The organism is Halanaerobium kushneri, assembly GCF_900156285.1.
Taxonomy (GTDB): Bacteria; Bacillota; Halanaerobiia; order Halanaerobiales; family Halanaerobiaceae; genus Halanaerobium; species Halanaerobium kushneri.
The window spans coordinates 105922-128897 of record NZ_FTNC01000007.1; the positions used below are offsets into that span (position 1 = coordinate 105922).

23 protein-coding genes, 1 tRNA gene and 1 other RNA gene are annotated in these 22976 nt (G+C 34.2%); all 25 read left to right on the top strand.

The annotated features are described in order from the left end of the window. The 25 genes from floA (at position 1) to BW929_RS06670 (ending at position 22891) form a co-directional block, all read left to right on the top strand. The gene (gene floA, locus BW929_RS06550) at positions 1 to 987 is read left to right on the top strand and encodes a flotillin-like protein FloA (RefSeq protein WP_076544569.1); all 987 of its coding nucleotides are present in this window, start codon (positions 1 to 3) and stop codon (positions 985 to 987) included. Positions 988 to 1023: 36 nt separating this feature from the next. Continuing rightward, entirely contained in the window at positions 1024 to 1482 is a 459-nt protein-coding gene (locus BW929_RS06555) for a hypothetical protein (RefSeq protein ID WP_076544570.1), read from the top strand. Between the two features lie 117 nt (positions 1483 to 1599). Further along, entirely contained in the window at positions 1600 to 2559 is a 960-nt protein-coding gene (locus BW929_RS06560) for a PhoH family protein (protein ID WP_076544571.1), read from the top strand. A 2-nt stretch (positions 2560 to 2561) separates the two neighbouring features. Then, complete coding sequence (locus BW929_RS06565; RefSeq protein ID WP_076544572.1) at positions 2562 to 4811, top strand: HD family phosphohydrolase; 2250 nt, start codon at positions 2562 to 2564, stop codon at positions 4809 to 4811. Continuing rightward, the gene (gene ybeY, locus BW929_RS06570; RefSeq protein ID WP_076544573.1) at positions 4804 to 5235 is read left to right on the top strand and encodes an rRNA maturation RNase YbeY; all 432 of its coding nucleotides are present in this window, start codon (positions 4804 to 4806) and stop codon (positions 5233 to 5235) included. Before BW929_RS06565 ends, ybeY begins: the two co-directional genes overlap by 8 nt. 9 nt (positions 5236 to 5244) lie before the next feature. Beyond that, positions 5245 to 5946 carry a diacylglycerol kinase gene (locus BW929_RS06575; protein ID WP_076544574.1) on the top strand — a complete coding sequence of 234 codons (702 nt, stop codon included), beginning with the start codon at positions 5245 to 5247 and terminating at the stop codon, positions 5944 to 5946. Positions 5947 to 5975: 29 nt separating this feature from the next. Next, complete coding sequence (locus BW929_RS06580; RefSeq protein WP_076544575.1) at positions 5976 to 7235, top strand: hemolysin family protein; 1260 nt, start codon at positions 5976 to 5978, stop codon at positions 7233 to 7235. Positions 7236 to 7251: 16 nt separating this feature from the next. Next, on the top strand, positions 7252 to 8346 hold the full coding sequence (locus BW929_RS06585; protein WP_076544620.1) for a DUF3048 domain-containing protein: 1095 nt from the start codon (positions 7252 to 7254) through the stop codon (positions 8344 to 8346). 43 nt (positions 8347 to 8389) lie between these two features. Continuing rightward, on the top strand, positions 8390 to 8809 hold the full coding sequence (locus tag BW929_RS06590) for a cytidine deaminase (protein ID WP_076544576.1): 420 nt from the start codon (positions 8390 to 8392) through the stop codon (positions 8807 to 8809). Further along, positions 8799 to 9680 (top strand): GTPase Era, encoded by an 882-nt coding sequence (gene era / locus BW929_RS06595; protein WP_076544577.1) that lies wholly within the window; start codon positions 8799 to 8801, stop codon positions 9678 to 9680. The genes BW929_RS06590 and era overlap by 11 nt, the downstream gene beginning before the upstream one ends. Positions 9681 to 9764: 84 nt before the next feature. Continuing rightward, positions 9765 to 10448 (top strand): deoxyribose-phosphate aldolase, encoded by a 684-nt coding sequence (gene deoC, locus BW929_RS06600; protein WP_076544578.1) that lies wholly within the window; start codon positions 9765 to 9767, stop codon positions 10446 to 10448. Between the two features lie 16 nt (positions 10449 to 10464). Next, positions 10465 to 11232, top strand: coding sequence for a DNA repair protein RecO (recO, locus tag BW929_RS06605; RefSeq protein ID WP_076544579.1), 768 nt, complete (start codon positions 10465 to 10467; stop codon positions 11230 to 11232). Between the two features lie 80 nt (positions 11233 to 11312). Beyond that, on the top strand, positions 11313 to 12161 hold the full coding sequence (glyQ, locus tag BW929_RS06610) for a glycine--tRNA ligase subunit alpha (protein ID WP_076544580.1): 849 nt from the start codon (positions 11313 to 11315) through the stop codon (positions 12159 to 12161). Between the two features lie 5 nt (positions 12162 to 12166). Beyond that, positions 12167 to 14230, top strand: a complete 2064-nt coding sequence (gene glyS, locus BW929_RS06615; RefSeq protein ID WP_076544621.1) for a glycine--tRNA ligase subunit beta — start codon at positions 12167 to 12169, stop codon at positions 14228 to 14230. 22 nt (positions 14231 to 14252) lie between these two features. Further along, positions 14253 to 15059 carry a pyruvate, water dikinase regulatory protein gene (locus BW929_RS06620; protein ID WP_076544581.1) on the top strand — a complete coding sequence of 269 codons (807 nt, stop codon included), beginning with the start codon at positions 14253 to 14255 and terminating at the stop codon, positions 15057 to 15059. Positions 15060 to 15070: 11 nt separating this feature from the next. Next, the gene (locus BW929_RS06625) at positions 15071 to 16084 is read left to right on the top strand and encodes a deoxyguanosinetriphosphate triphosphohydrolase (protein WP_076544582.1); all 1014 of its coding nucleotides are present in this window, start codon (positions 15071 to 15073) and stop codon (positions 16082 to 16084) included. Positions 16085 to 16191: 107 nt separating this feature from the next. Continuing rightward, a complete protein-coding gene (dnaG, locus tag BW929_RS06630; protein WP_234978070.1) occupies positions 16192 to 18000 on the top strand; it encodes a DNA primase in 1809 nt (602 codons plus the stop codon). A gap of 16 nt (positions 18001 to 18016) precedes the next feature. Next, positions 18017 to 19093, top strand: a complete 1077-nt coding sequence (gene rpoD, locus BW929_RS06635; RefSeq protein ID WP_199505818.1) for an RNA polymerase sigma factor RpoD — start codon at positions 18017 to 18019, stop codon at positions 19091 to 19093. Positions 19094 to 19246: 153 nt separating this feature from the next. Beyond that, positions 19247 to 19323: transfer RNA gene (locus BW929_RS06640), tRNA-Ile, on the top strand. A gap of 116 nt (positions 19324 to 19439) precedes the next feature. Next, positions 19440 to 20555: a Nif3-like dinuclear metal center hexameric protein gene (locus BW929_RS06645; protein ID WP_076544585.1), complete on the top strand. Its 1116-nt coding sequence runs from the start codon at positions 19440 to 19442 to the stop codon at positions 20553 to 20555. 83 nt (positions 20556 to 20638) lie between these two features. Beyond that, an RNA gene (gene rnpB / locus BW929_RS06650) (RNase P RNA component class A) lies at positions 20639 to 21002 on the top strand. Positions 21003 to 21053: 51 nt separating this feature from the next. Then, a complete protein-coding gene (locus BW929_RS06655; RefSeq protein WP_076544586.1) occupies positions 21054 to 21263 on the top strand; it encodes a hypothetical protein in 210 nt (69 codons plus the stop codon). Next, positions 21256 to 21465, top strand: coding sequence for a hypothetical protein (locus BW929_RS06660; protein ID WP_076544587.1), 210 nt, complete (start codon positions 21256 to 21258; stop codon positions 21463 to 21465). The genes BW929_RS06655 and BW929_RS06660 overlap by 8 nt, the downstream gene beginning before the upstream one ends. Positions 21466 to 21712: 247 nt before the next feature. Continuing rightward, positions 21713 to 22063, top strand: coding sequence for a helix-turn-helix domain-containing protein (locus BW929_RS06665; RefSeq protein ID WP_076544588.1), 351 nt, complete (start codon positions 21713 to 21715; stop codon positions 22061 to 22063). 63 nt (positions 22064 to 22126) lie between these two features. After that, positions 22127 to 22891 carry a YebC/PmpR family DNA-binding transcriptional regulator gene (locus BW929_RS06670; RefSeq protein ID WP_076544589.1) on the top strand — a complete coding sequence of 255 codons (765 nt, stop codon included), beginning with the start codon at positions 22127 to 22129 and terminating at the stop codon, positions 22889 to 22891. Positions 22892 to 22976: the final 85 nt, after the last annotated feature.

A 22976-nucleotide genomic window follows, 5' to 3' on the forward strand; every position in this document is an offset into this window, starting at 1 on the left:
ATGGAGATTTTTTCAATTTTAATTTTAGTTGCTTTAATATTATTTTTTGTTTTATTTTTTTATTTTATACCGATTGGTTTGTGGATTTCAGCAACTGCTGCTGGAGTTAAGGTTGGCTTTTTTAATTTAATTGGGATGCGCTTAAGAAGGGTTGTTCCTTCTTCAATTGTTGGCCCGATGATTAAGTCTCATAAGGCGGGCAAAGGGTTAAGTAGTGATCAGCTAGAAGCGCACTATCTGGCCGGAGGTAATGTGGATCGGGTGGTTGATGCTTTGATTGCTGCTCAGAGAGCGGAGATTGATCTTACTTTTGAAAGAGCTGCAGCAATTGATTTAGCAGGAAGAGATGTTTTAGAAGCTGTAAAGATGAGTGTTAATCCAAAGGTTATTCAGACACCAGTTGTTACAGCTGTGGCAATGGATGGAATACAGGTGATGGCCACGGCAAGGGTAACAGTAAGAGCAAATATCGATCGTCTTGTAGGTGGAGCTGGTGAAGAAACTGTTCTGGCAAGAGTTGGAGAGGGGATTGTTACTACAGTAGGTTCTGCAGAATCACATAAAAAAGTACTTGAAAACCCTGATTCGATATCTAAGACTGTTTTAGATAAAGGACTTGATTCGGGAACTGCTTTTGAGATTTTATCTATTGATATTGCTGATGTTGATGTTGGTAAGAATATTGGTGCTCAGCTGCAAACTGATCAGGCGGAAGCTGATAAGGAAATAGCTCAGGCAAAAGCCGAAGAGCGAAGAGCGATGGCTGTAGCTGAAGAACAGGAGATGAAAGCTAGAGTTCAGGAAATGAGAGCTAAGGTTGTAGAGGCAGAGGCAGAAGTACCGCTGGCAATGTCCGAAGCACTTAAAAAAGGTAATATGGGAGTAATGGACTATATGAAAATGAAAAATGTAGAGTCTGATACAAAAATGAGAACAAGTATTTCCGAAGCCTCGGAAAATGAAAATGAAAATCAGAATGGTAACTAATTTTTAAAATGTCGTCAATGCTGGAGGTGAAGAAACTTGGGAGATCTTATTTTTGTGCTTCCTTCATTAATAATATTCTTTTTTATTATCTTTCAGATTTTTTCTTTATTTAAAAAAGTCTTTGGTTTTATTAGTAAAAACTTTGATCTGACAATTGAAAATGCTGATCAGGAAACAAAAAAAAGCAGCACTCAGGTTGAGCAAGACTATGATCAGGATCAAGTAAAGACTAGAATTGCAGAGGCTGAAAAGCAATCATTAGCTGAGAATAAAGAAAAGATTATGAGAAAGTCAAAAACTGATTTAAAGCAGAATAATTCTCATAAAAAATCAAGTCAGACAGGTGCAAAAGAGCAGATGCAGATGCATAAGAAAAAAAGATTTAAGAAAAAAAACAGCTCTCTGGGTGAAATATTTGCCCGGTATAATGAGGTAGAAAAAGCTGTGATTTATAATGAAATTTTATCTAAACCAAAAGCTTTAAAGAGAGATTAATTCTAAATCTTCTTCAAAACTGTGGCCTCCCTCCGGCTGCAGTTTTTTCGCTAAATTTGTTTAAAGAAATAAATATGATATAATAAATAAGTAAAAGTATTAAGGAGGAGTTATAATTTGAGTCAAAAAGAAAAAATAATTGAAATAAATGATTATCAACTTGCACAGAATTTTTTCGGCCATAATGATCGGAATTTAAAACTTTTAGAGGAGATATTATCTTTAAAATTGAATGGCAGAGGTAATCAAATTAAAATAAAGAATAATGGTAAACTTAAAGAATCAGAAAAAATAATAAAAAAATTAATTTCCTTGACAGAAAAAAATGAAGAACTTTCACCAAGGAAGCTTAAATATGCAGCTGAACTTTTAAAAAGAAATCCGGCTGTAGATTTAAATAGAATTTATGATGAAGTTATACTTGAAAATTATAAAGGTAGAAAAATTAAGGCTAAAACTGTAGGTCAGAAACTGTATTTAGAATCAATTAAAAACAGAGATATTGTCTTTTCTATTGGTCCTGCTGGTACAGGGAAAACTTATCTGGCAATGGTCATGGCGGTTAAAAGTCTTTTAAACAATGAAATAAATAGAATTGTATTAACCAGACCTGCAATTGAAGCCGGCGAAAATTTGGGTTTTTTACCTGGGGATATGCAGGAAAAAGTTGATCCCTATTTAAGACCATTGTATGATGCCCTTTATGATATTCTGGGACCGGAAAAAGCTAAATTGTATCAGGAAAAAGATATTATAGAGGTGGCTCCTCTTGCCTATATGAGAGGAAGAACTCTTGATGATTCTTTTGTGATTTTGGATGAAGCTCAGAATACAACTTTAGAACAAATGAAAATGTTTTTAACTAGAATTGGATTTAACTCTAAAGCTGTAATTACAGGTGATATAACCCAGATTGATCTTCCAAGTAAAAAGCGTTCGGGTCTGGCTACTGTTCAGAAAATACTAAAGAATATTAAAGGTATCGATTTTGTTTATTTAAGCAGGCACGATGTAGTCAGACATGATCTGGTTAAAGAAATCATAAAAGCATATGAAAGTTATGAAAGTGGGAACTAAAAATGAAATTTATGAAAAAATTAAGAGTCAGACTCCGCAATTGGAGAAAAGAATATCTTGATTTTTCCACAAATACCTATAAAATCATCTGGGCAGTGATCTTTTTTGTTCTGGTTGTTCTGATTTTGAGTCTGGACTTGATTCCTAATCAGGTTGATCTAAGATCTGGACAGGTAAGCCAGAGTGATATTACAGCGCCCAGAACTATTACTTTTATTGATAGAAATAGGACTTCAGAGCTGAGACAGCGGGCAGCAGATGCTGCACCTCGAGTATATGAAGAAGACAGCACTGTAGAAGAAGATGTATTAAAAAAAGTAAATAACTTATTTAAAGCTATCAATGACAAAAGAGAGTTTTTTTACTATAATAAAATTACTATTAATGAAGAAAGTACTGCTCAAAATAGTAATGCTGATAGTGAACAGACTGCAGCTGACAAAGAAAATAATCTCACAGCAGCTGAAATCGAAAAATTTAGTCAGGAAGAAATTACTGAAATTGCTGATTTGGTCAGGGGAGAAATTGATTATGATCTTAGTCGCGAAAGTCTAGCAGTTTTAATAACTCTTAATAATGAAAAATTATTGGGAATTAAAAATAGAGCTCTTGATCTTTTAGAGACTAAACTAGAAGGCAGAATTTTACCATCTGATCTTGCTTCAGCCAGGGAAGAACTCCGACAGAGTGCAATGGAAATGGACATTTCCAGAAGAGAACGACTTGCTCTCGCTGAAGTTACAGAATCAGTTATTGCTGCAAATATGTTTTTGAATCAGGAGGCGACTGCCAGCAGAAGGCAGGAAGCAATATCTGAAGTCGAAGCTGTAGAAAAAACAGTGAGACAGGGTGAAATCATTGTTCGTAAGGGTGATGTAGTTACTGAATCTGACATTGATATTTTAGAAAGACTGGGTTTACAAAAAGGTGGAATTAATTATTATAATATAACAGGTAGAATTATTATTAGTTTTATTCTAGTTTTATTGCTTGGCTTTTATTTTTATAAATATCAGAAAAAAGTCTGGCAGGATAACAGTAAGCTTTTATTAATTGAACTGTTAATTTTAATTGTAGTTTTCTTTGCTAAAATAATGACTCTGTTTCAGAACCCATTTGTTGATTTTATGGTTCCTACAGCAATGGCGTCTATACTGCTGACAGTTCTGATTAGTAGTGATACGGCTTTAATTACAACTCTATTTATTAGTTTATTAGTTGCTCCGGTTTATGATATGAATTTTAATATAGTTCTTACTTCCTTTCTGGCCGGTTTAATTGGTATTTTTAGTGTTACTAAAGTTAAAGAAAGAGGAGATATTATAAGAGCCGGTTTAAATGTTAGTTTTATTCTGGTATTTTTAATTGGAGGACTTTCACTGCTGCAGCAGAATCAGGACTGGACATATCTGATCTGGTCAATTGGGGGTGGAATTGTCAATGGTCTTTTAGTTGGGGTGCTTGCAAATGGTTTACTGCCTTATCTTGAAGATTTATTTGATATGACAAGTTCTGTAAAATTACTGGAATTATCTAATCCCAGTCAGCCAATTTTAAAAAGAATGCTGGTCGAAGCACCTGGCACTTATCACCATAGTGTAATAGTGGGTAATTTGGCGGAAACAGCTGCTGAGGATGTGGGAGCAGACTCATTATTAGCCCGAGCTGCTGCTTATTATCATGATATTGGTAAACTAAAAAGGCCCTACTTTTTTTCGGACAATCAATTTGGGGGAGAAAATCCTCATGATAAAACTTCTCCTAATCTTAGTGCACTTATAATTAAGTCCCATGTTAAAGATGGTGTAGAAATGGCTGAAGAAAATGGACTCCCTGCTAAAATAATTGATATAATTAAACAGCATCATGGAACAAATTTAATTTCTTATTTTTATCAGCAGGCTTTACAGGACAATAAACATGATGATATTGAAAAGAAAGATTTTCGCTATGATGGTCCTAAACCTCAGAGTAAGGAAGCAGCAATAATTATGCTGGCAGATATTACAGAAGCGGCAATTAGATCTAAAAACTTTAATAAAAACAATCATGATCGAATTGAAGGTTTTGTACGAGGTCTTGTCAAGGATAAATTAATAGAAAATCAGCTTGATCAATCTAATCTAACCCTCAGTGATTTAGATACAATTGTAAAAAGCTTTGTTAAGGTACTAACCGGTATTTATCACCAGCGTGTGGAGTATCCAGAGAAACTTTTGAAAGAAATGAAGGGTGGTAATAATAGTGATTAATGTAGAATTTAATGATCAACAGGATGAAATTGAAATCAGCCAGGAGATGCTAAAACTTTTAGAAGAAGTTATTATAACGGCTGCTGAACTAGAAGGTTACAGTGGTGGTGAAGTAAGTATTGCATTTGTGAGTAACCAGCAAATTAAGGATTTAAATAATGACTATAGAGATAAAAATGAAGTTACTGATGTACTTTCTTTTCCAATAGATGATGAGATGTTGGGAGATATAATAATTTCAGCAAATAGAGCTCTTGAGCAGGCGGATGAGTATGGTCACTCTTTGAAAAGAGAGCTTGCTTATTTAACTGTTCATGGGATGCTGCATCTTTTTGGTTATGATCATCATAGTAAAGAAGAGAAAAAAGAAATGCGCCAAAAAGAAGAGAGAGTTTTAACTCAGCTGGGTATTAGCAGAGATTAGGTGTAATAAATGTGGATTTTAAAAACTATAGATAGTTTTAATCATGCAATCGCAGGTTTTATTCATGCCATAAGGACTCAGCGTAATATGCAGATTCATCTAACAGCTGCAATTTTAGTACTGGCTTTTAGTCTTTTCTTTGATTTGAGCAGAATAGAGCTGGGGCTTGTAATAATTGCTATTTCTTTTGTTATTTTTGCTGAGTTAATAAATACAGCTGTAGAAGTTATTATTGATATCATAAGTCAGGAGTATAGTTTTAAAGCCCGGATTGCAAAAAATATAGGTGCTGCTTCTGTTGTTATTGCGGCTGGAAATGCTTTGTTTATTGCTTACCTTGTTTTTTTTAATAAAGCCCAGGAATTATCATTAAATCTTATTTTTAATATTCGCCATGAACCACTGCATTTAATTTTTATTAACCTATCATTAATATTTATCCTGGTTATTATTATTAAATCAATTTTCAGTAGTGGCACCCCACTTAAAGGAGGAATTATCAGTGGGCATACAGCTCTGGCGGCTTCTTCAGTATTAATTATCTGGTTTCTGACCAAAAGTTTAATTGCTCTTTCTTTAGCTTCTGTTCTGGCTTTTTTAACAGCACAGAGTCGTCTGGAGGCTGGTACACATTCCTTTAAGGAGATTTTGTTGGGGGCAATACTTGGTATTATAATTACATTTATAGTCTTTTATTATTTTAGTATATAATAATTTTGGTGACTGTGGAGGAATTAATAATGTATTTAGAATTAGGATCGTTATTTATATTAATATTTTTATCTGCCTTTTTTTCAGGTTCTGAGACAGCATTTATGTCTGTCAATAGAATTAAAATTAAGGAAAAAGTTCAACGAGGAGATGAACATGCAGCAAAAGTAGATAAATTATTGCAGGATCAGACTAAATTATTAACAACTATTTTGATCGGTAATAATCTTGTTAATATTGCTGCTTCCTCCATAGCGACAGCACTTTCTATTGAATTATTTGGGAGTAAAGGTGTTGGGATTGCAACGGGTGTAGTAACTTTATTAATCCTAGTTTTTGGAGAAATCACTCCTAAATCTATGGGTAATAATAGATCTATTGATTACGCCAAAGTTGCTGCAGCTCCTCTTTATTATCTTGAAATCATCTTATCACCTTTTATCTATCTTTTTACTAAAATAGTTAATCTTTTTGTTAAAGATAAAAGCTTAATTTCTTCTGCTTTTTTAAGTGAAGAAGAAATCAGACGTTTTGTTGATGTAAGTCAGAGAGAAGGTGTAATCAAAGAAACGGAACAGGAGATGATTCAGAGTGTTTTCGATTTTGATGATACTCTGGTAAAAGAAATTATGATTCCACGAATTGATATGGTCTGTATAGAAAAAAATGCTAATTTAACAGAATTAATAAAAATGGGTGTTGAAAAAGGACATTCCAGAATTCCAGTCTTCGAAGAATCTATTGACAACATTGTAGGTCTAATTTATATTAAAGACCTGCTGGAATTGCTGCTGGAGCCAAAGAAAGATGTAGATATTAAGGAGTTTGTTAAACCAATATATTTTATTCCAGAAGGGAAACCAATTAACCAATTATTATCAGAAATGAAAGACAGAAAAGAACATATGGCAATTGTAGTGGACGAATATGGAGGTACATCCGGTTTAATTACTATTGAAGATTTACTAGAAGAGATTGTTGGTGATATTCAGGATGAATTTGATTTAGAAAAAAGTTATATTGAAGTGATTGATGACAATAAATTACTGCTTGATGGCAGAGTTGATATTGAAGAATTAAATAATTATTTAAAAGAGCCTCTGGCTGAAAGTGATGACTACGAAACAGTAAGTGGTTTGGTTTTATATTATTTAAATCGACTGCCTGTACAGGGAGAAAAACTGGAACTGGAAGATGTAACATTTGTTATTGAAAGTATTATCGATAATAGAATTAGAAAAATTAAATTAATAAGTGAAAAGGAATTAAAAATTGAAGATGATGAATAATTTTTGGGGTGAGAAGATGAAGTCGAAGTTATATATTTTACTAATTTTGCTGCTGTCAGCACTGCTTTTATTTACAGCTTGTAGTTCAGAGAAAGTACAACAACCACAGCAGACAGAAGATGATATTAAACAGCAGGGGAATTTAAGTCAGGATGACCTGAAAGAGGAAATCCAAAATATTGAAAAAGAATATGAAGCTCAGACCCCGGAAGAAAAACAGATAACAGAGAATGATTATAATGCTGTTTCGCCTTTTACAGGGCTTCCGATTACTAAAAATTACTATAAAAGAGCTGTAGCTGTCTCAATTGAAAACTCGCCAGCTGCCCGCCCCCAGAGTGGGTTAAATGAAGCTAAATTAGTTTATGAGTTCATGCTTGAGGGAGGGATTACTAGATTTCTGGCGATTTTCTGGCCGGAGGTACCAGAAAAAATTGGTCCGATTAGAAGTGCCAGACCAGCGCTGGTTAAAACAGCTCAATCATATGATGCCGTATTTTTACATGCTGGAGCCAGTCCTGATGGATTTGCCATCCTGGCAGTTAACGATATTCTACATCTGGATCAGTTATATAAAAGCCAGTATTTCTGGCGAAGCAGTAAAAGAAGTGCTCCACATAATTTATACTCAGGTGAAGAACCCCTGAAAAACTATTTGGACAATCTGGCTGAGAAAGAATACCCAGAACAGTTTAATTTTTTAACAGCCTCTGTAGTTAGTGATTTTGAGGAGGCAGAAAATATAAGTATTGATTACTGGGGACCTTATAAGGTTCTTTATGAATATAACAGTCTGGAAAATAATTATTTAAGATTTTTAAATAGCAGAGATAATCCGCATCTTGTAGAAAATGGTGATCAGTTAAAAGCCAAAAATATTATAGTTCAGTATGTTAAGACATCTACTAAAGACCGGGAAGGACGTCAGGATATTGATTTAAAATCTGGCGGCAAAATGAAATTGTTTAGAGACGGGCTTGTAATTAAAGGCAGCTGGGAAAATAATGATAATCAAATAACATATTTTAATACTGCTGGTGAAGAAATTGAGCTCAACAGAGGACAGACCTGGATTCAGGTAGTCCCAAATAGTACTGAGGTTACTTATTAGTTATTAAAACATTGATTTAAAGTAATTTTGTGAGGTGGTAGTAATGAAAAAAGAGATTAAAGAAAAAATGTTTAAAAAGGCAGCAGAAGCTAAAAAGAATGCTTATGTTCCTTATTCTGAATTTCCACTGGGAGCAGCTATTTTAACTGAAGATGGTTCGATATATACAGGAGTTAATATAGAAAATGCAGCTTATGGTTTAACTAACTGTGCAGAAAGATCGGCAATTTTTTCAGCTGTCTCTCAGGGTCATAGAAAAATTGAAGCTGTATTAATTGTAAGTTCTACTGAGGAACCGGTACCTCCCTGTGGTTCCTGTCGTCAGGTTATTAATGAGTTTGCTGATGGAGATATTGAAATAATTATGATGACAGAAACAGGTAAAGAAATAACTATGACCAGTACAGAACTGCTTCCGGGAGCATTTTCGGACAGTTCAATGGAGAAAGATAATGAGTTATAAATCTGGTTTTGTAACAGTTATAGGCAGACCTAATGTTGGTAAATCAACTCTGGTGAATAGTCTTGTAGGAGAAAAAATTAATATAATTTCTCCCAGACCTCAGACAACTAGAAATAGTATTAAAGCAATTTACACTGAAGATGATGGACAAATTATTTTTATTGATACCCCGGGAATACATCAACCCCGAAATGAGCTTGATAAATATATGCTGGATGAAGCATATAATAGCCTTGACGGTATTGATGTTATTATTTTCATCTTAGATGGCAGTACTTACTGGGGGAAAAATGACCAGTTAATTTATGAGCAAATAAAAAATAGTAACCAGGAAATTATTTATGTAATGAATAAAATTGATAAAATTTCAAATAAGGAATTAATAAAAAGGCAGAAAAACTACAGTCAAAAAGTTGGAAAGCAGGTTATACCAATATCTGCTCTGAATAATAAAAATGTTGATAATTTGCTGGAACAGATATTTTCTAAATTACCTGAAGGTCCTCAGTATTATCCAGAAGATATGATAACTGACCAAATAGAAAGATTTGTTTTTGCAGAAATGATCAGGGAAAAGATTTTTTATCTGACCAGAGAAGAGGTACCTTATGGGGTGGCGGTTTTAGTTGAAGAAGTTAAAGAAAGAAAAAATGATGATTATTATATTAGAGCCAATATTTATGTAGAGAAGAAATCTCATAAAGGTATTATTATTGGTAAAAATGGTAAAATGTTAAAAAAAATAGGCCAGGCAGCCCGAAAAGAAATAGAAGATTTAATGCAGACTAAAGTTTATTTGGATCTCTGGGTAAAGGTATTAAAGGACTGGCGTGAGAAAGATAATCTCCTCAAAAGAATGGGTTATAAATAAATTTATTGCAGGACTATGACAAAGTTTGTAGAATATAAATATTGATAAAGCAAAAATATAAGAATTTAAGGAGTGGTTTTAAAAATGGCGATCAAACCTCGTGATATGGCTAAAATGATTGACCATACAAATTTAAGTCCAACAGCAACTGTGGACGATATTAAAAAATTATGTGCGGAAGCAAAAGAGCATGAATTTGCATCAGTTTGTGTAAATCCTATATATGTTCCTCTGGCTGCTAAATTGCTTGAAGAAAGTTCAGTTAAGGTCTGTACAGTAGTTGGATTCCCTCTGGGAGCAAATACTACAGAAGTTAAATCATATGAAACCAGAAATGCAATTAAGAATGGGGCCCAGGAAATTGATATGGTAATGAATATTGGAGCCTTTAAATCAGGTGCCTATGAGATTTTCAAAGCTGATATTAAGGCGGTTGTAGATGCAACTAAAAAAGCAGGTGTAAGTTCTGATATTATAGTAAAAGTTATTTTGGAGACCTGTTTTCTGGATGAAGAGGAAATAGTTAAAGCCTGTGAAATTGCAAAAGAAGCAGGAGCTGATTTTGTAAAAACTTCAACTGGTTTTGGTGATTATGGAGCTCGTGTTGAAGATGTAAGTATTATGCGTAAAACTGTTGGTCGAGATGTCGGAGTTAAAGCGTCTGGTGGCATTAAAAACTTTGAACAGGCTTTAGAGATGCTTGATGCAGGCGCAAATAGAATTGGAGCAAGTTCAGGTGTAACAATAGTAACAGATGATGAGGAATAAACGGGAGTTGAATTAAGTGGCAACTTTTGAGACAGAAGCAGTAGTCTTAAAACAGTTTGATTTAGGTGAGTCAGATCGTCTGATTACTTTATATACCAGAGAAAGAGGTAAAATTAAGGCAGTTGCTAGAGGAGCCCGGAAGGGGAAAAAAACTCGTTCCGGACTTGTACTGCCCTTTAGTTATCATAATTTTACTTTATATCAGGGAAAATCACTGGCTAAAATAAATCATATCGAGTCTATAGCAATGAATTCTAGATTGCGAGAAGACTTAGACTATATGGCTTATGCCAGTGTTGTTTCCGAATATGTAGAGCGGGCCGGCCTGGAAGATGAAGCTGATCAGGCTCTTTTTTCTCTTTTAGCCCTTATTTTAGAAAAAATGGCTCAGGCGGAAAAGAAAGAGCTTTTATTTTATCTGACAGTCTTTAAAGCTAAATTACTACTTTTGCTGGGGGTTAAACCTGAGATTGAGACCTGTACAATCTGTGGAGAAAAAATAAATCTTAAGGGATCAACCCCACTTAGTGTAGAAGAGGGCGGTTCAATCTGTCAAAATTGCTTTAATAAAAATGATTTTAAAAATGTTTTTTTCAATTTAAACGAAATGAGAGCTCTTTATAAAATAATTTTTGCAGAGTTTTCTCAACTTAAAGCTGAAAGTTTTCCTAATCAGATTACAGAAAAATTAAATCAACTGACAGAAAAATTTTTGGTTTATCATCTTGATTTGAAACCTAAATCATTAGCATTTCTTTATACAATAAGGAAAATGAATAGTTAATTAAATTTGAGCCTTGTCCTGAAGGATAAGGTTTTATTTTAGTGAAAATTATTAAAATGAGTACGAGAGGAAGTGTGTTTATGAATTTCCAGGAAATTATTTTTTCGTTGGATAGATTTTGGAGTGATCAGGGGTGTGTTATTGAACAGCCATACGATATAGAGGTGGGAGCAGGGACAATGAGCCCTTCTACCTTTTTGCGTTCCCTGGGTGAGGAGGGTTGGGATACTGCTTATGTTCAGCCCTGTCGGCGTCCTACTGATGGTCGTTATGGTGATAATCCGTATCGACTGCAGAGATATTTTCAGTATCAGGTAATTATGAAACCTTCCCCTGATAATATTCAAGAAATTTACTTAGATAGTCTGCGTGCTCTGGGGATTGAACCTGAAAAGCATGATATTCGTTTTGTAGAGGATAACTGGGAATCTCCCACTTTGGGAGCCTGGGGTCTTGGCTGGGAAGTCTGGTTGGATGGGATGGAAATCACCCAGTTTACCTATTTCCAGCAGGTTGGGGGATTTAAAGCAGATCCCGTGACAGTAGAAATAACATATGGATTGGAAAGAATAGCTATGTATTTACAGGAAGTAGAAAATGTATATGATTTAACCTGGGTAGAAGGTGTTAAATATCATGATATTTATCATCAAAATGAGGTTGAACAGTCTAAGTATAATTTTGAAGTGGCAGATATTGACCACTTATTTAAATTATTTGATATTTACGAGGCAGAAGCAGAAAATTCACTGGCAGCCGAACTACCCTTAGCTGCTTATGATTATACTTTGAAATGTTCCCACGCTTTTAATCTTCTGGATGCCAGAGGAGCAATTAGTGTAACAGAGAGAACTAGATTTATCAAGCGAGTTAGAAAACTGGCTCATCAATGTGCGGCCAGTTATTTAAACTCAGGAGAGCAGGAGTGATAATGATGGCAAAAAATTTAATTTTTGAAATTGGAACTGAAGAAATGCCAGCTGCTTCCATGCAGAGATTTAGAGAAGATTATTTAAAAACAGCAGCTGCTATTTTTGATAATAATAATTTAGAATATGATAAAATGAATGTTTATTCTACCCCAAGAAGACTTGTGCTTGCTGTTGATGCTTTAGCGGAAGAGCAGGAAGATCAGCGGGATATTGTTCGTGGTCCGGCAGTAAATATTGCTTTTGATGATGATGGGAATCCTACCAGAGCCGGTGAAGGATTTGCTCGAGGACAGGGAGTAGCTGTAGAGGACCTGGTAGAGAAAGATGGTTATCTTTATGCTGAAAAAGTAGAAAAAGGTGAAAAGACAGCAGTTATTTTAGCTAATATCTTAGAAAAGATTGTGGATCAGGTACCTCTACCAAAGGCAATGCGCTGGGGCAGTATTCAGATGGAGTTTATCCGCCCGATTAAATGGTTATTAGTTTTATTTGGCAATCAAAAACTTGATCTTGAGCTAGCAGGTGTCAAAAGTGCCAATTATAGTATAGGACACCGTTTTTTGAGTGAGGGAAAGGTAGAGATCAATTCTGCTGAAGATTATTTTTCTGCTTTAGAATCTGCATCAATTATTGTTAAACAGGACAGGAGAAAAGAATTAATTAAGAAACAGATTTCAAATCTTAATCTAACTGCACAGGCAGTTATCAAAGATTCTTTGCTGGCTGAGGTTATTGATTTAATAGAGTTTCCAACAGCATTTAAAGGAACTTTTGCTGAAGAATATTTAGAACTGCCGGCTGAAGTTTTAATTACTGCTATGGAGAAACACCAGCGTTATTTTCCGGTGATGACTGAAGATAATAAACTGCAGGCCCAATTTATTGGTGTTCGTGACGGGGGAAAAGAATATCTTGATGAGGTAATTTCTGGTAATGAAATGGTCTTAAAAGGTAGACTTGATGATGCTCAATTCTTCTTTGCTGAAGATCAGAAATATGGTTTTTTAAATAGAAGTAAGGATATTAAAGATATTGTTTTTCAGAAAGATATAGGTAGTGTTTATAAAAAAGTGGAAAAACTGCAGCAGATTACAGCCAGGCTGGCTGAACTTTTAAATTATAATAAGGATCAAAAAGAAATGACAGTAAGAGCAGCTGAAATTTGCAAAAATGATCTTGCTACAGAAATGGTAAATGAATTTGCCAATCTTCAGGGATTAATGGGAAAAGAATATGCTCTTTTAGAAGGTGAAAATAAAGAAACAGCAGAAGCTATTTTTGAACATTATTTGCCGAGATTTGCTGGAGATAAATTACCAGAGACAAAAAGTGGAACTGTACTTGCTATGGCAGAAAAATTATTTAATTTAAGCAGTCATTTTCTTTTAGGTAATATTCCGAGTGGATCTCAGGATCCTTTTGCTCTAAGAAGACAGGCTACAGGGCTTTTAAGAATTATTTTATCCAGGGATCTGGCAATTAATATTGAAGAAATAATTAAGTTTTCAATGGATATAGTTGCTATAAATCCTGATAATATTGATTCTGCAATTTTAGAATTAAAGGAATTTATTAAGCAGAGATTAGAAAATCTGCTGACTGAAGAAGATGTTAGATATGATATTATCAACGCAGTAATTGATATTAATGATCAAAACTTACTTGATCTTTATCAGCGAGCTCATAAATTAATGGAATTTAGATCTGAAAACCCTGATTTATTTGTTGATTTAATTCGCGGGCTGGTTCGAGCTAAAAATATCAGTGATAAAGCTGAAAATAAAATGGAGATAAATGCAGGATTATTAGTTGAAGAAGAAGAAAAAGAACTATATAAAGCATTTAATCAGAGGAAAGCAAATATAAATCAATATTTTACTTCTGGTCAGTATCAAAAAGGATTTTATCTACTGGTCGAATTAAAGAAATATATTGATGCTTTTCTGGATAATGTAATGGTTATGGTTGATGACATTGAATTAAAAAATAATCGACTGGCCTTATTAGCTCACATCGCAGTCTTAATGTCCGAGGTAATGGATATCGAAAAAATAGCTCTAGACTAACAATAAACCGGGGTGAGAAATTATGAGTGAAAAAAAATTGATTGCTTATGCAGTGTCAGATTCAACCGGTAAAACAGCCAAACATTTAATGGAGTCAGCAGTAGGACAATTTCCTGACTCTGATGTAAAAATCAGGTCATTTTCTTTTGTGCGTTCTCTGGAAAGAATTGACGAGATTATAGAAAAGGCGAAAGCAGATAATGCAATTATTGCCTATACTTTTGTTAAAACAGAGATGAGAAAACATTTAAATATGCTGGCAGAAAAAAATAATCTGGAATATATTGATATGATGGACCAGCCTCTAAATATGGTAGCGGGAAGACTGGGGGTTGAGCCAAGAGAGGAATTTGCGCTTAAATATAAATTGGATGAAGAATATTTTAAAAGAATTGAAGCAATGGAGTTTACTCTCCGATTCGATGATTTAAATGAGTCCAAAGGGATTGCAGAAGCTGATATTGTTTTAGTAGGAGTATCCAGAACCTCTAAAACACCTCTTTCTGTTCATCTTTCATATTTAGGTTATAAAACTGCCAATGTGCCGCTGGTACCTGAGGTAGATGTCCACCCCTCTGTTTTAGAAAATAAAGATAACAAGGTAGTTGGACTGACTATAGATCCTGAATTATTAAATGATATCAGGATAGAAAGATTAAAAAAGATGGGACTTGGTGATGATGCAACCTATGCAGCTAAAGAAAGAATAAATCAGGAATTCGAATATGCTGATTCTATTATGGAAGAAATAGGCTGTCCCATAATTGATGTTACGGATAAAACGATAGAAGAAACTGCTGTTGAGGTTCTTTCATATTTTAATGATTAGGAGCTGATACTATGTTTTCCAGAGTTGAACAGCTGGCATGGGAAAGAGAAAAACTTTCGGATTTTGCCTGTTTGAGTTCCGAGAGTAGAGGACGAATAAAACCAGAATCTGATTCTGATATTCGCACGATATTTCAGCATGATCGTGATAGAATTATTCATTCTAAAGCCTTTAGAAGACTTAAACATAAAACACAGGTTTTTATTGCTCCCGAAGGAGATCACTATCGAACTCGACTTACTCACACTCTGGAAGTGTCTCAGATTGCTCGTACGATAGCAAGAGCTCTTAAATTAAATGAAGATTTAGTAGAAGCAATTGCTCTGGGACATGACCTGGGGCATACTCCATTTGGCCATGCTGGTGAAGCAGCTCTTTCGGAAATCACTGGAGCAGACTTTAAACATAACCTTCAAAGTTTAAGAGTTGTGGATCTGATAGAAAAAAGAAGTAGTGGCAGCAGGGGACTTAACTTAAGTGTTGAGGTTAGAGATGGTATTTTAAATCATACAGGTGCTAATAAACCTTTAACTCTTGAGGGAGAGATTGTCAGAATTGCTGATCGAGTTGCCTATATTAATCATGACATTGATGATGCTTTAAGAGCGGGTATTATTGCTGATTCTGATTTACCCGCTAAGGCAATTTCTATTCTGGGCAATACTCATTCTGAGAGAATCGATGTAATGGTGAGAGATTTAATAAATTCCAGCTGGCAGCATGGCGAAATAAGACGTTCAGCTGAAGTTAAAGCTGCGACCAAAGAATTAAGAAGTTTTCTTTTTGAAAATGTTTATATTGGTTCTGAAGGTAAAAGTGAAGAGGGTAAAGCAAAAAGACTTTTAAAATTACTTTATGAATTTTTTATGGAGAATATTGATTATATTCCTGATGAATATTTAGAGTTTGAAAAGAATTACAAACAGGCAGTAATTGACTATATTGCGGGCATGACAGATCGTTATGCTATTAATCTGGGTAGAAAATATTTTATTCCTACTCCGTGGTTCGACAAAAATCGATAAACTTTTAGTTATTAATATAAATAAATGCAGGATTAATAATCTTTTTAGAGAAATATTATTACAGCGGTAAAATACTTTTTTAACTTGAAATAATAATTAAGGTCAGGGTGGATAAATTGACCAGATATTCCGATGAATTTATTAATGAATTAAAAGAAAGTGTTAATTTAGTAGATTTGGTTTCTGATTATCTTGAATTAAAAAAATCAGGAAATAGATATAAGGGTCTATGCCCTTTTCACAGTGAAAAAACCCCATCATTTTTTGTTAATCCTGATAATAATTTTTACCACTGTTTTGGCTGTGGAGCTGGTGGAGATGCAATAAATTTTGTGATGGAAATTGAAAATCTTACCTTTGTTGAATCAGTGAAAATGCTCACTGAGAGGACTGGAATGGAACTTCCTGATCTCAGCAACCAGCAGCGACAGCGTTATAAAGAACGTGAACAGTTATTTTCTTTAAATAAATTAGCAGCCAGGTTTTATAATTATTTATTGACTGAAACTGAGATGGGAAGGGATGCCCTGAATTATCTAAAGGAAAGAGGTTTTGGAGAGTCAGAAATTGAAGAATTTAAGCTTGGTTATGCAGCTGATGAATGGCAGCTTTTATTAAATTTTTTACAAAAAAAGGGGTTCGGTATTAATTTAATTAATAAAGCTGGTTTGATCAGTGAAGGGAAAAATAATTCTTATTATGATAAGTTTAGAAACCGAGTTATGTTTCCTATATTTAATAATCGAGGGGAAGTAATTGCATTTGGAGGTAGGATTTTGGAGACTGAGGATGGTTATGGTCCTAAATATCTTAATTCTCCCGAAACTCAAATTTTTAGTAAAAAGAAAAATTTATATGGTTTACATCTTGCTAAAGAAACTATTCGTAAAAAAAATAGCTGTATTATTATGGAAGGTTATACTGATGTCATTCAGGCTCATAAAAATGGATTTAATAATTCTATCGCTTCTCTAGGCACAGCTTTTACTGAAGAGCAGGCAAAATTAATCCATAGATATGCCGAAAACGCTTATATAGCTTATGATGCAGATACAGCCGGTAATAAAGCAACTTTAAGAGGGCTTGATATATTGAGTGGAACAGGAATCAATGTCAAAGTTATTCAGTTAGCCGAAGGTAGTGATCCAGACCAACTATTAAAAAATGAAGGCAAAGAAAGCTTTGATAAATTAATAGAAGAAGCTGTAAATTTAATTGATTTTAAAATTAATATGATTGTTAAGAATAAAAATCTTAATGATCCAGGAGTGCGAAAAAAAGTTTTGAAGTCAATTGTTAAACTTTTGAGTGAGGTTAGTGATAATCTGGAAAGAGAAATTTATATTGAAAGGGCTGCTGCTAAAACAGATTTCAAGGCAGAAGTGCTGGCCGATGAAGTGGAAAAAGAATTTCAGAGAAATAAAAGCAGGAATTATCAAAGAAATAGAGAAAAACAAAATAAGCAAACAGAAAAATCATTTGACTTATACTCACAATTATCGTATTATCAAAAAGTTGAGGAAGAAATTCTGGCTCATTTTATTAGTAATCCTGGTTTAAGAGAACAGATTACAGCCAGACTTTCTAAAAATGATTTTAATGGTAGAACTTCTCAACTTGCGGAACGTTTATTTAGGGGTAGTGTGATCAGCAATTCAGTTAAAATTGATAAAATAAAAAATGAGTTAGGAGATGAACTTTTATCTTACTGGTCAGAAATTCTGGTTAAACAGGATAATTCTTTAACTAAAGAACACATTTTAGAACTGGCTGAATATTTAAGTTCTAAAAGAATAGCCAGCAACAAAAAAAAGCTGTGCAATTTACTCAGTAGAAGAGAACTAAGTTTAAATAAATTAAATCGCATTTTATTAACATTTTATAGTTTGAATTATAATATTGAAAGGAGGGACTAAAGTGGCTGAAAAAGATATGAGTCCTGCCAAAATAGATGAAGTTAAGAATCTTGTCAATCGTGGAAAAAAAGAAGGGGAATTAACTTATGAAGAAATTATGGATGCCCTGGAGGATATTGATTTAGATTCTGAAGATATAGAGAAAATCTATGATATATTCAGTGAAATGAATATTGAAATAGTTAATTCTAAATTAGAAGATGAAGAGGATGAAGATGACGAAGATGAAAATAGTGGTCTTGATCTGAGTGTTCCTAAGGGTGTTGGTATAGATGATCCTGTTCGAATGTATTTAAAAGAGATTGGTAAAGTGGATCTTTTAACAGCAGATGAAGAGGTGGAACTTGCCAAAAGAATGGAACAGGGGGATGAATGGGCTAAACAGCAACTTGTTGAAGCAAATTTGAGGCTTGTGGTGAGTATTGCCAAAAAATATGTTGGTCGCGGAATGCTTTTTCTTGATTTAATTCAAGAAGGTAATATGGGACTAATGAAAGCAGTAGAAAAATTTGATTATACCAAAGGTTATAAGTTTAGTACCTATGCTACCTGGTGGATCAGACAAGCTATTACTCGTTCTATAGCTGATCAGGCCAGAACAATTAGAGTTCCAGTCCATATGGTTGAAACTATTAATAAACTGATCAGAGTTTCAAGACAGCTTCTACAGGAAAAGGGAAGAGAACCCAAGGCGGAAGAAATTGGTGAAGAGATGGATATCTCCGCTGAAAAGGTAAGAGAAATTATGAAAATTGCACAGGAACCTGTTTCGCTTGAGACTCCCATCGGAGAGGAAGAAGACAGTCACCTTGGTGATTTTATTGAAGATGAGGATTCTCCTGCTCCTGCATCAGCGGCATCATATATATTGCTTAAAGAACAGTTAGATGGAGTTTTGGATACTCTTACTGATAGAGAAAAGAGAGTACTTGAACTTAGATTTGGAATTGAAGATGGTCGACCAAGAACTCTGGAAGAAGTGGGAAAAGAATTTGGAGTTACCAGGGAAAGAATTCGACAGATTGAAGCTAAAGCACTGCGGAAATTAAGACATCCCAGCCGCAGTAAAAAGTTGAAGGATTACCTGGAATAAAGAGTATGAATGGGGAATTGGAAGTATTTATGAGATATTACAATATTATCATTAATATTTCGGAGATTAATTGCAAATTTACTCTTGACCTGGACTGATTTCTATCATATAATTATTCTTGTCGTCACAAATAATAGATTTGTTTTTTGCAGCGGGCCCATAGCTCAGCTGGTCAGAGCAACCGGCTCATAACCGGTTGGTCCCAGGTTCGAATCCTGGTGGGCCCACCAAGGAATATTAACACCCTGTTCTTTAATTAGAGCAGGGTTTTTTTGCTTTTAAATAATCCGCTAAGATTAATAAATAATAAGTATGCTAATGAGTATCTATTTGAGGAGGTTAAGTTATGGCAAAAGTAGCAGAAGTTGTTCAGTTGGTGGGAGAACTTGCTCCCGGTAGATTGGCAGAAGACTGGGATAATGTAGGTCTGCAGGTTGGAGATCTAAACCAGGAAGTAGAAAATGTACTGCTGGCACTTGATTTTAATAATGAAATTTTCACTGAAGCTTTAGATAAAAATTGTCAGTTAATTATTACTCATCATCCTTTTATTTTTAACGGGATCAAATCTGTGGATGCCCAGAGTGAAAGTGGCAAATTAATTTATGGACTGATTAAAAATGATATTTCCTTATTTTCTGCCCATACAAATTTGGATATTGCTGAAGGTGGTTTAAATGATTATCTGATTAGAAAATTAGATGTGGAGAATATTTCTGTTTTAAAAACAACCAGCAGCCTTAACTATTATAAGCTGGTTACTTTTATTCCTGAAGGCAGCTTTAAAAATGTACGAGATGCACTTTATGCTGAGGGGGCCGGTAAATATAAAAATTACAGTCACAGTGGTTTTTACCAGCAGGGAAATGGTAATTTTAGACCTTTAGAAAATTCTGATCCTTATTTGGGGCAGAAAGACTCGCTTAATCAGGTAAATGAATATAGATTTGAAACTATAGTAGCACCTGAAAATTTAGATAAGGTCGTTAAAACTTTGCTAAGAGAGCATCCTTATGAGGAACCTGCCTGGGATTTATATCAGATGGAGAATTTAAAAAATGAAAAGGGTATTGGCAGAATTGCTGATTTAAAAGAAGAAATTGAGCTCCAAACTTTAATAGAAAAGATCAAAGAGGTTTACAGCATAGATCAGCTTAAAGTTGTAGAGCAGAAAAATAAAATAAAGAGAATAGCTCTCTGCAGTGGAAGTGGGGCTGATTTTATCAAAGATGCCTATTATCAGGGGGCAGACCTTTATCTAACAGGAGATATTAAATTTCACGAAGCTCAGACAGCAGAAGAGTTGGGCTTATCTTTAATTGATTTTGGTCATTATGGCAGCGAAAAATTTGTTCGAGATTTATTAGCTGCCAGTTTAAAGACAAAAGCCTCAACAAAATTAAATAAAGAGTTAAACTTTATAAAATCAGAGCTTAATACAAATCCCTGGACCTATAAATAAGGTCTAATAAGTGGGTGTTTTTAACTTGAGTAGAATGCTTGACATATTATAAATCTGGTGGTATACTTTATATGGTAAAAAAATAAGTTAACCGGATGATCGCATCTTTTATGATGAGGAAAGTCCGAGCTCCACAGGATAGGATGCCGGGTAACACCCGGTGGAGGTAACTCCCAGGCTAGTGCCACAGAAATATACCGCTTTTTGATGAAAGGGTTTTCTTGAAATTCTTATCATTGGAAGTAAGGGTGAAAAGGTAAGGTAAGAGCTTACCGGGTTTCAGGTAACTGGAATGCCAGGTAAACCCCATCTGGAGTAAGTCCAAATAGAGAGAATATAAAAGTGATCCGCTTTTCTCCGGGTAAGGACGCTTGAGGGTTCAGGCAACTGTGCTCCCAGATAGATGATCATCTAATACAGAACTCGGCTTATAGGTTAACTTATTTTTTTCTCTGTTATATTTTCAATTTTTATAAAAATCAAAAAAGGGGTGTTTGAATGGAGAAAGCAGTAATTGATGTAATAGATTATATTGATGCGGCAGTAAATAAAACAGAGCAATTTAATGATTATTCTCCTGAAATGAGTAACAAAGTTCTGGATAATAGAATTATGACACTCGAAGGTTACATAAGATATATTGAACGAGAAACGATGCCCAGATTAGAAGGTCTGGTAGAAAAGCTTGAGGAGGTAAATGATGGTTGATCAGATATATTATAAAATTCAGTATCCTCTTAAAAAAGCTATAGATTTAATGAAAGATTTGGATAGTCATGATCTAGATTCACTTGGTGAAGGTTTAAGTGATTATGACAGAGAAAAGATTGCTAGCTTTATAGAAGACTGGAATAATGGCGGTAGAGAAAAACTGACAGCATTAATCAGTGATTTGAGAGCCCAACAATAAATAATATTATTTTAAACCATAGCTGATTGGCTGTGGTTTTTTTATGTCAATAAAATATTACCTTAATTTATTAAAGGTGTCTGAGGGATATTTTGTTCTTTAAAAGACTATAAATATTATAAAAAGAATATTTATAGATAAAAAATACTTAAATACTCTAATAATACCTATTTACTTTATTATAATACCTATATCCTCTTCAAATTGAGCTCTCTTCGCTCTAAGATATATATTAGAGGTGAGCTGAATGCAAAAAGAATTTATTGGTAGAAAAATTAAAGAATACCGGAAGATCAATGAGTTAACCCAGGAGGGTCTAGGTGAAAAGGCAGGACTTCATTATACATATATTGGTCAGGTAGAACGAGGAGAAAAGGAACCTTCCTTAAAATCACTGATAAATATTGCTGATGCTCTTGGGGTAGGTGTGGACAAATTACTGATTAATTATGATTTGAGTTCGGAGGCGAGTATTAAGATTTCTAATATAACTGATCTGCTTTTAAATAGAGACGAAAAAGAACTAGAGATGATCTACACACTTTTAAAAGATCTGACACAGATTTTAGAGGAACATAATATTGAAAAACAATCATAATTATGGTACAATAAACTGCAAACTGATTAATGAAGTGTAATTTGATTTAAGGAGGGTTATTATATGGCCGGACATTCTAAGTGGGCTAATATAAAGCATAAAAAGCAAAAAGAAGATAAGAGAAGAGGTAAGTTATTTTCAAAATTAAGTCGTAAAATAGCTGTAGCTGCAAGAGAAGGTGGCGGAGATCCTGAGATGAATTCGGATCTCAGAATGGCTATTCAGAAAGCTAAAGATAATAATATGCCTAATGATAATATTGAGAGGGCAATTAAGCGAGGTACAGGTAATTTAGAAGGAATGACCTATGAATCCTTTGTTTATGAGGGGTATGGACCTGGTGGAGTTGCATTATATCTTGATATTATGACTGATAATAGAAATAGAACTGCATCAGAAGTACGCCACATTTTAGATAAAAATGGGGGTAATCTTGGTTCTAATGGCTGTGTTGCCTGGATGTTCCAGCGTAAAGGCGAGCTTGTAATTGATCTCAACGAATTTGAAGTTGGGGAAGAAGATTTATTATTAGAAGCATTAGAGGCAGGAGCAGAAGATTTAGATTATGGAGAAGAGGAAGCAATAATTTATACTGATCCGTCTAATTATGAATCAGCCAGAGAATCTTTGGAGGAAGCAGGTTACGAATTTGAATCTGCTGATCTGGCAATGATTCCTGATAATAAAGTTACTTTAGATAAAAGTGATGCTAAAAAAATGCTGAGATTAATGGATCAATTAGAAGATCATGATGATATTCAAGATGTTTATTCTAATTTTGAGATTCCTGAAGATGTTAGAGCTGAACTTGAAGCTGAAGAGAATTAATTAAAATTTAATCTAATTTTAATTTAGATGTTTTAAAATAATTGTAGATTTTAATAAGGGCACTGTGCAGCAGTGTCTTTATTTT

Bases quoted from the DNA above. Each gene is read 5' to 3' on its own strand.
- BW929_RS06565 (WP_076544572.1), top strand. From the start codon at position 2,562: ATGAAATTTATGAAAAAATTAAGAGTCAGACTCCGCAATTGGAGAAAA.
- glyS (WP_076544621.1), top strand. From the start codon at position 12,167: ATGGCAAAAAATTTAATTTTTGAAATTGGAACTGAAGAAATGCCAGCT.
- BW929_RS06670 (WP_076544589.1), top strand. From the start codon at position 22,127: ATGGCCGGACATTCTAAGTGGGCTAATATAAAGCATAAAAAGCAAAAA.
- BW929_RS06620 (WP_076544581.1), top strand. From the start codon at position 14,253: ATGAGTGAAAAAAAATTGATTGCTTATGCAGTGTCAGATTCAACCGGT.
- deoC (WP_076544578.1), top strand. From the start codon at position 9,765: ATGGCGATCAAACCTCGTGATATGGCTAAAATGATTGACCATACAAAT.
- BW929_RS06585 (WP_076544620.1), top strand. From the start codon at position 7,252: ATGAAGTCGAAGTTATATATTTTACTAATTTTGCTGCTGTCAGCACTG.
- BW929_RS06660 (WP_076544587.1), top strand. From the start codon at position 21,256: ATGGTTGATCAGATATATTATAAAATTCAGTATCCTCTTAAAAAAGCT.
- era (WP_076544577.1), top strand. From the start codon at position 8,799: ATGAGTTATAAATCTGGTTTTGTAACAGTTATAGGCAGACCTAATGTT.
- floA (WP_076544569.1), top strand. From the start codon at position 1: ATGGAGATTTTTTCAATTTTAATTTTAGTTGCTTTAATATTATTTTTT.
- BW929_RS06590 (WP_076544576.1), top strand. From the start codon at position 8,390: ATGAAAAAAGAGATTAAAGAAAAAATGTTTAAAAAGGCAGCAGAAGCT.
- BW929_RS06645 (WP_076544585.1), top strand. From the start codon at position 19,440: ATGGCAAAAGTAGCAGAAGTTGTTCAGTTGGTGGGAGAACTTGCTCCC.
- BW929_RS06625 (WP_076544582.1), top strand. From the start codon at position 15,071: ATGTTTTCCAGAGTTGAACAGCTGGCATGGGAAAGAGAAAAACTTTCG.
- BW929_RS06580 (WP_076544575.1), top strand. From the start codon at position 5,976: ATGTATTTAGAATTAGGATCGTTATTTATATTAATATTTTTATCTGCC.
- glyQ (WP_076544580.1), top strand. From the start codon at position 11,313: ATGAATTTCCAGGAAATTATTTTTTCGTTGGATAGATTTTGGAGTGAT.
- BW929_RS06655 (WP_076544586.1), top strand. From the start codon at position 21,054: ATGGAGAAAGCAGTAATTGATGTAATAGATTATATTGATGCGGCAGTA.
- BW929_RS06575 (WP_076544574.1), top strand. From the start codon at position 5,245: ATGTGGATTTTAAAAACTATAGATAGTTTTAATCATGCAATCGCAGGT.
- rpoD (WP_199505818.1), top strand. From the start codon at position 18,017: ATGAGTCCTGCCAAAATAGATGAAGTTAAGAATCTTGTCAATCGTGGA.
- BW929_RS06665 (WP_076544588.1), top strand. From the start codon at position 21,713: ATGCAAAAAGAATTTATTGGTAGAAAAATTAAAGAATACCGGAAGATC.